At 67.3% G+C, this 13,914-nt stretch carries 13 protein-coding genes; 4 read left to right on the plus strand and 9 right to left on the minus strand.

Annotated elements, in window-relative coordinates; all coding sequences use genetic code 11:
* The first annotated feature begins 86 nt into the window (after nt 1-86).
* The 3 genes from ABD243_RS13730 to ABD243_RS13740 all read left to right on the plus strand — a co-directional run bounded on the left by ABD243_RS13730 (nt 87) and on the right by ABD243_RS13740 (nt 2,406).
* On the plus strand, nt 87-1,442 hold the full coding sequence (locus tag ABD243_RS13730; RefSeq protein WP_425547203.1) for an LssY C-terminal domain-containing protein: 1,356 nt from the start codon (nt 87-89) through the stop codon (nt 1,440-1,442).
* A 130-nt stretch (nt 1,443-1,572) separates the two neighbouring features.
* Entirely contained in the window at nt 1,573-1,716 is a 144-nt protein-coding gene (locus tag ABD243_RS13735; RefSeq protein ID WP_344366747.1) for a hypothetical protein, read from the plus strand.
* 48 nt (nt 1,717-1,764) lie between these two features.
* Complete coding sequence (locus ABD243_RS13740) at nt 1,765-2,406, plus strand: NADPH-dependent F420 reductase (protein ID WP_344366749.1); 642 nt, start codon at nt 1,765-1,767, stop codon at nt 2,404-2,406.
* 132 nt (nt 2,407-2,538) lie between these two features.
* Here the strand turns inward: ABD243_RS13740 and ABD243_RS13745 are convergent, their stop codons facing one another.
* From ABD243_RS13745 to ABD243_RS13775, 7 genes are read right to left on the minus strand one after another with little or no spacing between them, the layout of a single operon-like run.
* Complete coding sequence (locus ABD243_RS13745; protein WP_425547210.1) at nt 2,539-3,657, minus strand: Gfo/Idh/MocA family protein; 1,119 nt, start codon at nt 3,655-3,657, stop codon at nt 2,539-2,541.
* A gap of 32 nt (nt 3,658-3,689) precedes the next feature.
* Nucleotides 3,690-4,391, minus strand: a complete 702-nt coding sequence (locus ABD243_RS13750) for a ThuA domain-containing protein (RefSeq protein ID WP_091253076.1) — start codon at nt 4,389-4,391, stop codon at nt 3,690-3,692.
* A 33-nt stretch (nt 4,392-4,424) separates the two neighbouring features.
* Nucleotides 4,425-5,429, minus strand: a complete 1,005-nt coding sequence (locus ABD243_RS13755; RefSeq protein WP_344366756.1) for a sugar phosphate isomerase/epimerase family protein — start codon at nt 5,427-5,429, stop codon at nt 4,425-4,427.
* An 11-nt stretch (nt 5,430-5,440) separates the two neighbouring features.
* Nucleotides 5,441-6,658 carry a Gfo/Idh/MocA family protein gene (locus tag ABD243_RS13760; RefSeq protein ID WP_344366758.1) on the minus strand — a complete coding sequence of 406 codons (1,218 nt, stop codon included), beginning with the start codon at nt 6,656-6,658 and terminating at the stop codon, nt 5,441-5,443.
* Nucleotides 6,659-6,670: 12 nt separating this feature from the next.
* Nucleotides 6,671-7,573, minus strand: a complete 903-nt coding sequence (locus ABD243_RS13765) for a carbohydrate ABC transporter permease (protein ID WP_344366760.1) — start codon at nt 7,571-7,573, stop codon at nt 6,671-6,673.
* On the minus strand, nt 7,573-8,475 hold the full coding sequence (locus ABD243_RS13770; RefSeq protein ID WP_344366763.1) for a carbohydrate ABC transporter permease: 903 nt from the start codon (nt 8,473-8,475) through the stop codon (nt 7,573-7,575). The genes ABD243_RS13765 and ABD243_RS13770 overlap by 1 nt, the downstream gene beginning before the upstream one ends.
* A gap of 4 nt (nt 8,476-8,479) precedes the next feature.
* A complete protein-coding gene (locus ABD243_RS13775; protein WP_344366765.1) occupies nt 8,480-9,799 on the minus strand; it encodes an extracellular solute-binding protein in 1,320 nt (439 codons plus the stop codon).
* 286 nt (nt 9,800-10,085) lie between these two features.
* Between ABD243_RS13775 and ABD243_RS13780 the strand changes: the two genes are divergently transcribed.
* Nucleotides 10,086-11,156, plus strand: coding sequence for a LacI family DNA-binding transcriptional regulator (locus ABD243_RS13780; RefSeq protein WP_425547212.1), 1,071 nt, complete (start codon nt 10,086-10,088; stop codon nt 11,154-11,156).
* Nucleotides 11,157-11,169: 13 nt separating this feature from the next.
* Here ABD243_RS13780 and ABD243_RS13785 read toward each other — a convergent pair whose 3' ends face one another.
* Nucleotides 11,170-12,696 (minus strand): xylulokinase, encoded by a 1,527-nt coding sequence (locus ABD243_RS13785; protein WP_344366769.1) that lies wholly within the window; start codon nt 12,694-12,696, stop codon nt 11,170-11,172.
* 19 nt (nt 12,697-12,715) lie between these two features.
* Entirely contained in the window at nt 12,716-13,906 is a 1,191-nt protein-coding gene (gene xylA, locus ABD243_RS13790) for a xylose isomerase (RefSeq protein ID WP_116766199.1), read from the minus strand.
* Nucleotides 13,907-13,914 lie beyond the last annotated feature (8 nt).

The raw sequence follows: 13,914 nt of genomic DNA on the forward strand, positions 1-13,914 counted from the left end.
GGGCCGAGGCCGGCTGCCGCGGGGCGGCCGGCCTCAGCCCGGAAACCGGCGCCCGCAGACGACGCCTGCGGGCCGGTGCGCGTAATATGGCGGCCATGACCAAGGAAGCGGTTGAGGTCACAGCCCCTGCCGGCACGGTGCCGTACTCGCGGCTGGACACCATGTTCTTCGTGGTGGGCGGCGTCTCGGCCGTCTGGCTGACCTCCCTGCTGGTGCAACTGAGCTTCCAATGGGGCTGGGCGCAGGTCTGGTTCCTCTTCATCTTCTGGGGCCTGCTCGCCTATCTGGTGCTCCCCCGGCTCCACCGCATCCTGACCCGCCTGTATGTTCCCGATTACTTCATCGGCCGGGCGCGCACCAGCGACGGGCTGCTGGGCGACCCCGTGAATGTGGCTTTGCTGGGATCGGAACCGCAGGTGCATCGGGTGATGCAGACAGCAGGCTGGACCCTGGCCGACGACGTGACGCTGGCCAGCAGCCGTCGCATCGTCACCTCCACGCTCCTGCGCCGCAGCTACCTCGAGGCGCCGGTGAGTCCCCTGTTCCTGTTCGGCCGCCAGCAGGATTTTGCCTATCAGCAGGAAGTCGACGGCACCCCGGGCAAGCGCCACCACGTCCGCTTCTGGCGGTGTCCACCCGGCTGGATGCTCCCCGGCGGACTGGCCGTCGACTGGCTGGCCGCCGGAACGTATGACCGCAGCGTCGGGCTCTCCCTGTTTACCCTGCAGATCACCCACAAGATCGACGAGCACACCGACGTCGAACGCGACCACGTCGTCGCAGCCATCACCGGGGCCGACCCGGGGGCCGAGGTCCGAGTGATCCGCGACTTCTCGACCGGGTACCATGCCCGAAACGGCGGAGGCGACACCATCATTACCGACGGCGATCTCCCGATCGTTGATCTGCGGAACACCGCCGGGGTGCCGGCCGAATCCGACAGATCCGCCACCGACAGCCGGAACAAGCGCCCGGCGCCCACGATCGTCGGTGCCGTCTTGGTCGGGGCCCGCGCAGCCGCAGCCGTCCTGCTGGCCCTCTCCCTGGTGCTCCTCCGGGACGCGCACGTGAGCTCGCTGCTGCAGCCCGGAGCCGGGCCGGCGGTCACGGAGGCCCAGGCCGAAGCGGCAGTCACCATCGCGACGGTGATGGTCCTGCTCTTTGCCTTGGTCGAGGTCCTGCTGGCCTGGTTCGTGTTCCTCGGACGGAACTGGGCCCGGACCGTGGCCATGGCCCTTAGCACGGCGGCCATTGGCCTGCAGGCGTTCGACGTTTTCCACGGCGGTCCGGACATCACCCTGCAGTCCAATCTTCCCGGCCTGGCCCTGGACATCCTGCTGCTCCTGGCGCTGTCCAGCAAGCGGTCCCGGGACTATGCCCTGCGCCCGCGCAAGGAACCAAAACGGTACTCCAGTCGTGCCGGCGGCCGGACAGCAAACTGAACGGACCGCCGTCGAACATTGCCTAACATGCCGGCCGGGATGGATCTTGACATCCCGGAAAGCCCGGGCGCTAGATAAAAGTAGCCGGCAGCGGGCCGTTCACCACAGGATTCGCAGCAGAGGAGCGGACATGACCAAGGATGCACAAGCGGCGGAGCGCGTCCACAGCGAGAGCCCCGCCGAGGGTGACGCAACAGCCGCACCCTTTGTCGACCGTGCCCATTCCCAGGACGCGGCAGAAGGGCCGGACATCGACGAGGAACCGGGCGCCTAGCCGGATATCCGGCGAAATATCTTCGCCCGCGTTGGTGTTGGGCCGGACATGACAACTATCGGAATCATCGGTGCAGGACACATTGGCAGCCAGCTCGCCCGCAAAGCAGTTGAGCTCGGCTACGACGTCGTGATCAGCAACTCGCGCGGGCCCGAAACCCTCGCGGACCTTGCGGCGGAACTGGGACCGAAGGCCCGGGCCGCAACCCCGGCCGAGGCGGCAGCGGCCGGCGACTTCGCCATCGTCACCGTGCCGCTAAAGGCGATCCCGGACGTGCCCGTGGAACCGCTGGCGGGCAAGATAGTCCTCGACACCAATAACTACTACTGGGAACGCGACGGTCACTTCCCCGCCCTGGATGCCGGCGAGGCCACCACCTCCGGCCTGCTGCAGGAGCATCTGCCGCAGTCCAAGGTCGCCAAGGCCTTCAACCACATCCTGTTCTCCCAGATCACCACGGACGGCACCCCGGCCGGCACGCCCGACCGCCGGGCGCTGGCCACGGCAAGCGACTACCCGGACGCTGCCGAACTCGTGGCCAGGCTCTATGACGAGTTCGGCTTCGACACCGTCAACATCGGCCCGCTCGCCGAAAGCTGGCGCGTGGAACGGGACCGCCCGGCCTACGTGGCCCGGCAGAACGCCGCCGAGCTCACCGAGAACCTGGCCAGGGCGCCGCGCACCATCTGACCTCCCCGGCGCCGGCGCCGGCGCGGCGCGCGAATTCGCCGGAAGCCTGCGAGTTCGCCGGAACTTTCCGGCGAACGGGCAGCTTTCCGGCGACTTCGGCCGGGCACGGCTGGGAGAGCGGCTGGGCGGGCTCTAGGGGGCAGCCGCCAGGGCTGTCGCGGCGAGGGTGGCGAGCTGGACCGGTGCGGGGCGCGCGACCGTGCTGCCGATCCGGACCGGTGCACCTGTGTGCGCGGACGCCAGGACGGACTCCATTACCTCCAGGGCGTGGAAGGCCAAGGCACCTCCCGCCCGGGGCTCCTGGCCGGCCGGAGTGCGGATGAGGTCTGCGATGCCGAAGCCCCGCCCCGAGTCCGTGTAGCCGGCGGAGACGGGCAGGGTCTCCCAGTGGTCCGCACCGAGGGCGAAGAGCTGCACGTCGCCGTCGAAGTGGTTGGGATCCGGAACCACCAGGGAACCGCGCTCGCCGTGGACCTCAATGTTGGGGCTCTTGGTCTTCACGGCGTCGAAGCTCATCACCAGTGTGGACAGGGCCCCCGAGGCGTGGACCAGGACGCCGGTGACGTGGGTGTCGATCGCTACCGGCACCGTCTGGCCCTCGCGCGGGCCCGAGCCGATGGTCCGCTCGTCGCGGGTGTGGCTGGCTGCGCCGATCACCGAGACCACCGGCCCCAGCAAAGTCACGAGGGCTGAGACGTAGTACGGTCCCATGTCCAGGAGCGGTCCGCCGCCGGGCTGGTAGTAGAAGTCCGGGTTCGGGTGCCAGCGCTCGTGACCGGGGGTGACCATGGTGGCCGTCGCGGAGATGGGCTTGCCGATGAGCCCGTCGTCGATCGCCTTCCGGGCGGTCTGGATCCCGGTGCCGAGCACGGTGTCAGGGGCGCAGCCGACCACGACGCCGGCTGTCCGCGCGGCGTCCAGCACTTGCCGGGCCTCCGCCGTCGTTGCCGCGAGCGGCTTCTCACCGTAGACGGACTTGCCGGCGGCAATCGCGCGCAGGGCGACCTCGGCGTGGGCGGCGGGGATGGTCAGGTTCAGGACAAGTTCGACGTCGTCGTCCGCCAGGAGCGCATCGACGCTGAGCGCCCGGACGCCGTCGTACGAGTCGGCCACGGCCTGCGCCCGCGCGGGGTCCAGGTCCGCGACGGCGACGAGATTGATGTCCTCAAGTCGGCGGAAGTTCGCCAGATACTGGGCGATGATGGCTCCGCAGCCGATGATTCCAACGTTTATTGGCTGGTCTGTGTCAATTGACTGGTCTGGGTCAATTGACTGGTTTGGGTCTAACGGCTTGCCCACAGCAGGCCCCTTTCGATGATGGTGCGGACGTTGCTGTCCTGGAGGATTTCGACGCGGTGTCCCGGGGTGCAGACGAAGATCCTGCCCTGTCCCCATTGCCGCGTCCAGATGGCCGGCGACGTGACTTCCCGGTGCCACGGGTCCCATTCCCGGACTTTCTGGGTGGTGGTGGCCAGAACGTCGATGTAGTCGTCGGCGAGGACCCAGTACTGTTCGGTGACGAGGTCGAAGTCGCCGACGCCTGCCGTGATCGGATGGTCCGCGGCCGCGGGGAGCATATTGACCGTATACGGGACGTAGTTGTCGGGCTGCCCGCCGGTCCGCTCATCCGGGTGCTTGCCCGGGTGGCAGGCAAACTGGCCGCCGATCAGGTGCAGGTAGTCCGAGGTGTCACGGTAGGAATCCGCGATGCCGCCGTGCCAGCCGGCCAGACCCGTGCCGTTTTCGACGGCGGCACGCAGGCCCTCGAACTCGTCCTTCTCGATGGTGGACATGGTCACGCACTGCAGGATGAGGTCGACGCCGGCCATGTAGTCGGCGTCGGCATAGATCTTGGGCGATTCCTCCACCCGGACCTCGTAGCCGTTAGCTTTCAGGTACGGGATGAATTCCTCCGTCGCGGCAACGGGCTGGTGCCCGTCCCAGCCGCCGCGCACCACGAGAGCGGTTTTGTGGTCGTTTGTCATGGGTTCCTCTGTTGTTGGTGTGTCGTGGCCGGCTCAGCGGGCGGCGAAGGCCGCATCGAACGCGGCCGCGGGCGGTGTGATCGTGGCGAGGTCCTTGACCAGTGCGAGGGCCTGCGGCGCACCGACCAGGCGGTCCATGCCGGCGTCCTCCCACTCGATGCTGGTGGGCCCCTGATAGCCGATGGCGTTGAGGGTCCGGAATATCGGTTCCCAATTGACGTCGCCATGACCGGCGGTGACGAAATCCCATCCGCGGCGCGGGTCGGCCCACGGAAGATGGGAACCGAGCCGGCCGTTGCGGCCGTTGAGCTGTCGGACAGATTCCTTCACGTGAACGTGGAAGATCTTCTCGGCGAAGTCCTGAAGGAACATCACCGGGTCCAGGTCCTGCCACAGGAAGTGCGAGGGGTCGAAATTCAGGCCGAAGTTCTCCCGGTGCCCGATGGCCTCGAGGGTGCGCCTGGCGGTCCAGTAGTCGTAGGCGATTTCGGACGGGTGGACCTCAAGGGCGAAGCGGACCCCTTCCTCGTCGAAGACGTCGAGGATTGGATTCCAGCGGTCGGCGAAGTCCTGGTACCCGCGTTCAATCATGGCCGCCGACGCCGGGGGGAACATGGCGACGCATTTCCAGATCGAGGACCCGGTGAACCCGGTGACGGTCTTCACGCCAAGCCTGGCGGCCGCTCGAGCCGTGGTCTTCATGGCCTCGGCGGCGCGGGTGCGGACCCCTTCGGGGTCGCCGTCGCCCCACACCGGGGCGGGAAGAATGCCCTCGTGGCGTTCATCGATCGGGTCGTCGCAGACGGCCTGACCGGTGAGGTGGTTGGCGATCGCATGGACTGTGAGGCGGTGCTTGTCCAGGATGTCGAGCCGGTTCTGGAGGTAGGCGTCGTCCTCGACTACGCGCTGCGGGTCCAGGTGGTCGCCCCAGCAGGCGATCTCCAGGCCGTCGAAGCCCCACTCGCCGGCGAGCCGCGCCACTTCTTCGAAGGGCAGGTCGGCCCACTGGCCGGTGAAGAGAGTGATGGGTCGTGTCATGGTCTTTCCTCTCAGACGTTGTGCCAGTGGCTGTTGGCGCCGGCGCTGGCTTCGACGGCGGCGAGGACTTTTTGGACTTGGAGGGCGTCAGCGAAGGACGGTGCGGGGGGCCGGTTGCCGGCGATGGCGTGGATGAGGTCGACCGCCTGGTGGGTGAAGAGGTGCTCGTAGCCCAGGCCGTGGCCGGTGGGCCACCAGTTCCCGGTGTAGGGGTGTTCGGGTTCGGTGACGAGGATCTTGCGGAAGCCCGCGTCCGGGCCGTCTGCGGCGTCGTAGAAGGACAGGGCGTTCATGTCCTCGAAGTCGAAGGCCAGCGAGCCCAGGGTGCCGTTGAGTTCGATGCGCATCGCGTTTTTCCGGCCGAGGGCGAACCGGGTGGCTTCGAACACGCCGATCGGCCCGGTTCCGGTTCCGTTGTTGGAGGCGGTACCGTCGCCGTCGCCGGCGAAGCGGGCGGTGAAGATGGCGGCGTCGTCGACGGTCACGGGCCCGCGGACGGTGTCGGCACCGGTGGCGCCGTGCCCGCCCAGGCCCACGAGGTCCCCGGCGACGGGGCGTTCGGTGACAAAGGTCTGCAGCAGGGCCGAGACCCCGGTGATGCTTTGTCCGGTGATCCACTGGGCGGTGTCGATGCTGTGGGCTCCGATGTCCCCGAGGGAGCCGGAGCCGGACTTGGCCTTGTCCAGCCGCCAGGTCAGGGGAGCATCGGCGTCGGAGAGCCAGTCCTGCAGGTACTGCGCCCGGACGTGCCGGATCCGGCCCAGCCGGCCCTCCTGCACCATCCGCCGGGCCAGGGCCAGGGCCGGGGTGCGGCGGTAGCTGAAGCCGCACATCGAGTACACGCCCCGGGCGGCCGCGGCGTCGGCCGCCTTGGCCATCCGTTCGGCTTCCGCGACGGAGTTCGCCAGCGGCTTCTCGCACAGGACATGCTTGCCGGCTTCGAGCGCGGCGATCGCGATCTCGGCATGGGTGTTGCCCGGGGTGCAGATGTCGATCAGGTCGATGTCGTCCCGTTCGATCAGCGCCCGCCAGTCCGTCTCGGCGGACGCCCAGCCCATCTTGTCCGCGGCGGCACGCACCCCGGAGGGGTTCCGGCCCGCGATCGCGGTCAGTTCGGGGCGCAGGGGCAGGTCGAAGAACCGCGGCGCGCTCCGCCAGGCCTGGGAATGCGCGGCCCCCATGAACGCGTAGCCCACCATCCCCACACGCAGGGGTTTCAGTTCAGTCACAACAAGTCCTCTCTATTTGCTGAAGCCTGCGGTGAGGCCGCTGAGCAGCTGGCGCCGGGCCATGACGTAGACCACCAGCAGCGGCAGCGTGGCGAGGACGACGGCGGCCAGCACGGCCGGGATGTTGACGCTGAACTCGCCCTGGAACGTCCACAGCGACAGCGGCAGCACCCGGGTGTCCGGGCTCTGCGTCAGGATCAGCGGGAACAGGAAGCCGTTCCACACCCCGAGCGCGTTGTAGATGCCGACCGTCACCACGGCGGGCCGGGTCATCGGCAGCGCCAGGCGCCACATCATGGCCCAGTCCGAGCAGCCGTCCAGCCGCATGGATTCGAAGAGCTCGTTGGGGACGTCCCGCATGAAGTTGGACAGGATCAGCACTGAGATCGGGATGGCGAAGGCGACCGAAGGCAGGATCAGGGCCAGCAGGGTGTCGTACAGATGGGCACGGGTGATCATCCAGTAGATGGGGATGATCGTGGCGTGCAACGGGATGGCCAGGCCCAGCAGGAAGAGGTTATTTGTCCAGCCCAGGAACCTGCTTTTGCCGCGGACGATCGCGTACGCAGCCATAAAGGACACCAGGAGGGCCGGCACGACGCTGCCCACTGTGACGATGAGGCTGTTGGCAAAGTATCTGGCGAAGTCGTTCTCCAGGACCAGCTTGTAGTTGTCCAGGGTGGGTTCGGCGGGCGGCATCATCGGGTTGGACGTGAAGAAGCCTGCCTGGTTCTTCAGGCTCGTCACCACCACGTAGTAAACGGGGACGATGATGATGGCCAGCCAGAGCCAGCCGCCGAGGCCGCCAAGGACGTTCGGGCGGGACCGTCCGGATGCCTTGGTCCGCGGACGGGGGCTGGCGGCGGGGCGGACGGGTGTTGGGGACGGGACGGGAATCTGGGTCAGGGACGCCATCAGGCACCTTCCAATTGGCTTGCATTGCGGTTCTTTCCGCCCAGTCTTTGCAGCAGCAGGGCGAGTGCCACGCCGATCACCACGAGGATGACCCCGAGGGCACTCGCAGCGCCCATGTCATTGGCTTTGAACCCGGTGAGGTACATGTGCAGCGGGAGCAGCCGTGTGGCGTAGCCGGGGCCGCCGCCGGTGAGGACGAAGACGAGGTCAAAGTACGCGAGCGAGCCGACCACCATGAGCGTGGAGGACGTGATGATGGTGTACTTCAGCTGGGGCAGGGTGATGTTGAAGAACTGCTGGATCCGTCCGGCACCGTCGATTTGCGCGGCCTCGTACAGCGACCCGGGGATCTGGCGCACGCCGCCCTGGTAGATGAGCGTGTGGAACGGGACAAACTGCCAGGCGATCACGAAGACCACGACGAACAGCACCAGGTCCGAATTGCCGAGCCAGTCCTGGGCCAGGAACGGCAGGCCGAGCCCGGCGCCCAGCCCGAAGTTGGGGTCCAGGAGGGCTTTGAACGCGATGGCCACCGCGGCCGAGGACAGCAGCAGCGGCACGAAGTAGAGGACGGCCAGGGCGGCGCGGTACTTCTGGCCCCCGGCGGTGAAGACGCCCAGCAGAAGACTGATTGGCGCCTGGACGATGAACGAGAAGAACATGATCTTCGCCGTCACCAGCAGTGCGTTCCCGGTGACGGGGTCGGTCAGGACGGTGGTCCAGCTGGACAGACCGTCCAGCTTGATCTCGCCCAGGCCGTCCCAAGAGGTGAAGCTCAGGAACAGGACGCCGATCAGCGGAATGATGGCGAACAGCAGGAAGAAGGCAAGGGCCGGTGCGGCCAGCCACCCCGACGGGCCCTGCTGGAGGGCCCGCCGGGAGGAACCGGATGTGGTGGACACTGGATTACTTTCCGATCGTCGCGTTCATCGTGGCGGTGAACTGCTCCGGGGTGATCTTCTTAAGGAAGATCTGGTCGAGGTTGGCCAGCATGGCGTCCCCCTGGGCCGGGCTGAGTGCCTGGTCCCAGGAGAGGGTGAAACTCGGAGCGTTCTTGGCCATGCCATACACGTAGGTCAGGAAGTCCTTGTCCGGGGACGCGGCGAGCTTGCTTTCGATGCCCTTGACCACCGGCACGGCTCCGGAGTCGATGAGGCCCTGGATGTTGCTGTCCGAGAACATCCCGCTCTTCACGTACTCAAGGGCGGCTTTCTTCTGGCCGTCGGTGGCCTTCGAGGAGACGGACCAGAAGTTCGAGGGGTTGCCCACGACATTGGCCGGATCTCCCTTGCCGCCGGAGACCGCCGGGAAAGTGGTGTAGCCGAGCTTGCCGCTCTTGACGAAGTCGGCGGCGTCCTTCTTCATGCTCTGGTAGATCCAGCCGCCTTGCAGGATCATGGCCGACTTGCCGGTGTACAGCAGTGCTTGGTCGGCGTTGCTGTCCGCCGCGATGGATGAGAACCCGTTGACGAAGCCGCCGGCGTCGACGAGCTGCTGGATTTTGGTCAGTGCCTCGGTGACCGCGGGGTCGGACCACGCGTTGGGCTTGTTGGCAGCGATGTTGGCGAAGACCTCCGGGCCGCCGATGCGTTCCACGAGGTACTCGAGCCACATCAGGTCCGGCCACCGGGACTGGCCGCCGAGCGAAAACGGGGCAATACCCGCGGCCTTGAACTTCGGCACCAGCGCCATGAGCTCGTCCCAGGTCTTGGGAGCCTCGGCACCCACCTTGGCGAAGACGTCCTTGTTGAAGTACAGCACCACAGGCTGCACGTTGTTGTTCGGCAGGGCGTAGGTTTTGCCGTCGATGACGCCATTCTTGAGAACCGCGGGAAGGTAGCGGTCCTGAACGTCGGGGTTGTCCTTGAGGAACCCGGAGAGATCATCCACCTGCCCGGCATCCACGTAGGATTTCAGCACGCCGCCGCCCCAGCCGTAGATGAAGGTCGGGCCCTGACCGGCGCCGACGGCGGTGCGCACCTTTGTCTTGTAGGCGTCGTTCGCGAAGAAATCCAGTTTGATGGACGAATCCGGGTGGGCGGAGTTCCAGTCCGTGACGGACTTCTGCAGCACTGGCTGGTTGCCGCCTGTCAGCCCCCACATGGTGGCCGAGTCCGCTCCGGCGGCAGTGCCTGCCGGGCCGCTGGAGCCGCAGGCGGCCAGACTGATCGAGATTGCGGCGGCGGAGACGGCCATCGCGGCACTGCGAAACGTACGATTTTTCATCTGGGATTCCATTCGTCTTCCGGGGTCTGCGCTGATGGCCCGGGTGTGAGTGGCGGCAGCCCAACCCTCCGCGAAGAAGGCTGCACTGCCGCTGCTGATGGGGTAAAGCTAAATTTCGAAAAGTTTCGTAAAAGTCTGCGACTTGTGAAACTAAACTAATGGTGACTGCAATCACAGTCAAGGGCGGATTCGGAAACCTTGGTTCATCTGCACCAGATAGGCTTGACGCACCCGACAAACAAGGCGAGACTTCTTTCTGTCGAAATATTTCGAAAGTACAGGAGTCATCGTGTCAATAGTCCAGGGTTCCGGCAGACCAACGCTTGCCGCCGTCGCCCGGGAGGCCGGCGTTTCCTCCCCCACGGTCTCCAAGGTCATCAACGGGCGGGAGGACGTTGCAGAGAGCACGCGCACCAAGGTTCTGGCGGCACTTGAGCAGCTGGGCTACCAGTCCACGCATCAGCGCAAACATGCCGAGGGCCGGACCGGGATCGTGGAAGTGGTTTTCGACTCGCTGTACTCCGCGTACTCCGTCGAGGTCCTCAACGGCGTACTGGAGCAGGCCGCCTCGGTGGACGTCCAGGTACTGATCGATGTGACCGGACACCCAGCCGCCATGACGCTCAGCCCGGAGCGTCGGGCCCAGCGCATCCTGGATGACGGCCGGCTCGGTTTGATTGTGGTGACGTCCGGCTTCAGTACGGCCCAGCTGAGCGCCTTCCGCCGGCGGCACATCCCGGTGGTGGTGATCGATCCGCTGAACCCACCGCCGTCGGAGGTTGTCAGCGTGGGGGCCACCAACTGGGCGGGCGGCAAGGAAGCCACGGAGCACCTGCTCGGCCTCGGCCACCGGCGGATCGCCTATGTTGGCGGACCGGAATCGGCGGAATGCAACCAGGCCCGCCTGCACGGCTACATGGCGGCACTCATGGCCGCAGGAGTGCAGGTCCGGCCCGATTACGTCATGCTGGACAAATTCCGCCCCGAACACGGAATCCGCTCGCTCAAGGCGCTCATGGCCCTCCCAGAGCCCCCGACCGCCATCTTCGCGGGGAGTGACAGCATTGGCCTCGGCGTCCTGGCCGAAGCCCGGCGGCACGGGCTGCGGATCCCCGAAGACCTGAGCGTGGTGGGCTTCGACGGCACGTACCAGGCGGAGCAGTCCATCCCCGCCCTGACTACCGTGACGCAGCCCCTGCAGGAGATGGGCCGCGCCGCACTGCGGGCCGTCCTCCGGCTGGCCAACAACGAGGAGCTCGACTCGCGACGGGTCGAACTCGCCACCCACCTGGTGGTCCGGGAGTCGACGGCCCCTCCCGCCGCCGGGATCCCGACGCCGGACGCGCCGCGGCCGTAGCCGCCGCGGCGGCTCAGCCGCCGGGGTCAATGTGGCGGCTCGCCCTCAGGTAATTCTGCTGGATTTCCGGGTGGAAGTCCGGGGCCGGAGCAGCGTCCACCGCAACGGGCCATGCCGGGCGGTTGCCGCCGTGCGCCCAGGCTGCCTGCACGGCCGCCCCCCGGGCCACGTACTCCCCCGGGCTCGGGACCACCACCGGCAGGTCGAAGACCTGGGCCGCGATAGCCTGCACCGCGGGGTTTTGCACGGCACCGCCGATCAGGAGCAGGCGGGTTGCCGGGCTGCCCTGGGCGCGGAGGGAATCCAGGCCGCCGGACAGCCCGCAGAGCATGCCTTCGATGGCGGCCCGGGCAAGGTTGCTCCGGGTGCTGGAGGCAATGCTGAGCCCATGGAAGCTGGCCTTGGAGTGCGGCAGGTTGGGCGTGCGCTCGCCTTCGAAGTACGGCACCAGCACCACGCCGCCAGCGCCGGGCTCGGCCTCAAGGGCAAGGCGCGACAATTCATCGAAGTCCACACCCAGGATGCCGGCCACGGAGCTGAGCACCCGCGCGGCATTCAGTGTGACGGCGATGGGCAGGTATTCTCCGCTGGCATCGGCGAAGCCTGCCACCGTGCCGCTGGGGTCGGCAACGGCCTGCGACGCCACGGAGAACACCGTGCCGCTGGTGCCCACGGACACCACCACGTCCCCGGCTTTGGCACCCAGGCCCAGTGCGGCGGCCGCGTTGTCCCCGGCACCGGCACCCAACAGGATCCGGGGCCCTGACGCCAATGTGCCGGATCCAGCAGCGCCGGGCAGCTCAGCCGGGGATCCGAAGCAGACGGGGTGGATCTCCCCGGCAGCTTCGCCGGGACCCAGAACGCGGGGCAGAATCACGGTCCCGGAGTCCCCCGGCCCGGCATTCCCGGTAGCTTCCCGGGCATCCCGGCCGAAGGCCAGCTTGAACAGCTCGAGATCGTAGTCGCCGGCAGAGGGGCTCCAATAGCCCGTTCCGCTGGCATCCGAACGGTCCGTCGTGAGCTGGTCCAGGTCCGGGCCCAGCGGGCTGGATGCTGCCGGGCCGTAGCCGCGGAGCCGCCACGTCAGCCAGTCATGAGGCAGCGCAACAGCCGCCACCCGATCCGCCAGGTCCGGTTCGTGGTCCCGGACCCAGCGGATCTTCGTGATGGTGAAGGAGGCCACCGGGACCAGGCCGGTCCTGCGGGCAAAGTCGTCCGCCCCCACTTCGTCGGTGAGTGCGGCCGCTGCGGCGGCGGAACGGGTGTCATTCCACAGCAACGCCGGCCGCACCACATTGCCGGCGTGATCCAGCAGCACCATGCCGTGCTGCTGGCCCCCCACCGACAGCGCGCTGACGTCCGCCAGCCCGCCGGCGTCGTCGAACGCTTCGGACAAAGCCTGCCACCAGTGGTCCGGGTGGACTTCCGTTCCGTCCGGGTGGCCGGCCCGGCCCTCGCGGACCAGCTTTCCGGTTTCCGCGTCCAGGACCACCACCTTGCAGCTTTGGGTGGACGAGTCGACGCCGGCAACAAGGGTCATGGGAGCAGCCGTCACGGTATTAGCGGGCGCCGAGCAGGTGCTCGATGAAGAGCTGCTGCAGCTTGACGAAGCCGAAGCCCTTGCCGCCGAAGTAGGCGTCGGCGTCGAAGTCCTCGTAGGAAGCGCGGTCCGCGCGGAGCTGCTCGTAGCCTTCGCCCGGGTTGAGCGTGGGTTCGTTGATCTCGGCAACGCGGGAGGCCTGCAGTGCGGCCTGGACCTCGGGGTCGGCGCGGAAGGCCTTGGCGCGTTCCTTGAGCAGCAGGTAAGTCTGCATGTTGGCGGCGGCGGAGTCCCACACGCCGTCGATGTCCTCGGTGCGGCTGGGCTTGTAGTCGAAGTGGCGCGGGCCGTCGTAGGCGGGGCCGCCGTCGGGGCCGCCGTTTTCGAGCAGGTCCACCAGGGAGAACGCGTTCTGCAAGTCGCCGTGGCCGAACACCAGGTCCTGGTCGAACTTGATGCTGCGCTGGCCGTTGAGGTCGATGTGGAAGAGCTTGCCCTGGTAGAGCGCCTGGGCGATGCCGTGGGTGAAGTTCAGGCCGGCCATCTGCTCGTGCCCGGTTTCGGGGTTGATGCCCACGAGTTCGGGGCGCTCGAGCGTTTCGATAAAGGCCAGGGCGTGGCCCAGGGTGGGCAGGAGGATGTCGCCGCGGGGTTCATTCGGCTTGGGTTCGATGGCGAAGCGGATGTTGTAGCCCTTGTCCGTGACGTAGTCGCCGAGCAGGTTCACGGCTTCGCGGTAGCGTTCCAGAGCGCCGCGGATGTCCTTCGCGGCGTCGTATTCACTGCCTTCGCGGCCGCCCCACATGACGAAGGTTTCGGCACCGAGCTCAGCAGCGAGGTCAATGTTGTCCAGGACCTTGCGCAGGGCGAAGCGCCGGACGCCGCGGTCGTTGCTCGTGAACCCGCCGTCCTTGAAGACGGGGTGGCTGAAGAGGTTGGTGGTGACCATCGGGACGATCATCCCGGTGGCCTTCAGCGCGCCGGTCAGCCGGTCGATTTCGCGCTGGCGGTCGGCGGCCGAGCAGCCGAAGGGAAAGAGGTCGTTGTCGTGGAAGGTGATGCCGTAGGCGCCGAGGTCGCTGAGCCTGTTGACGGCTTCGACCGTGTCCAGCGGCGGGCGGGTGGCGGAGCCGAACTGGTCCTGGGCCTCCCAGCCGACCGTCCAGAGGCCGAAGGAAAACTTGTCTTCACGGGTGGGCTGAATCGCCATTGAATGCT

Source organism: Arthrobacter humicola (genome assembly GCF_039531445.1).
Lineage (GTDB): Bacteria > Actinomycetota > Actinomycetes > Actinomycetales > Micrococcaceae > Arthrobacter > Arthrobacter humicola.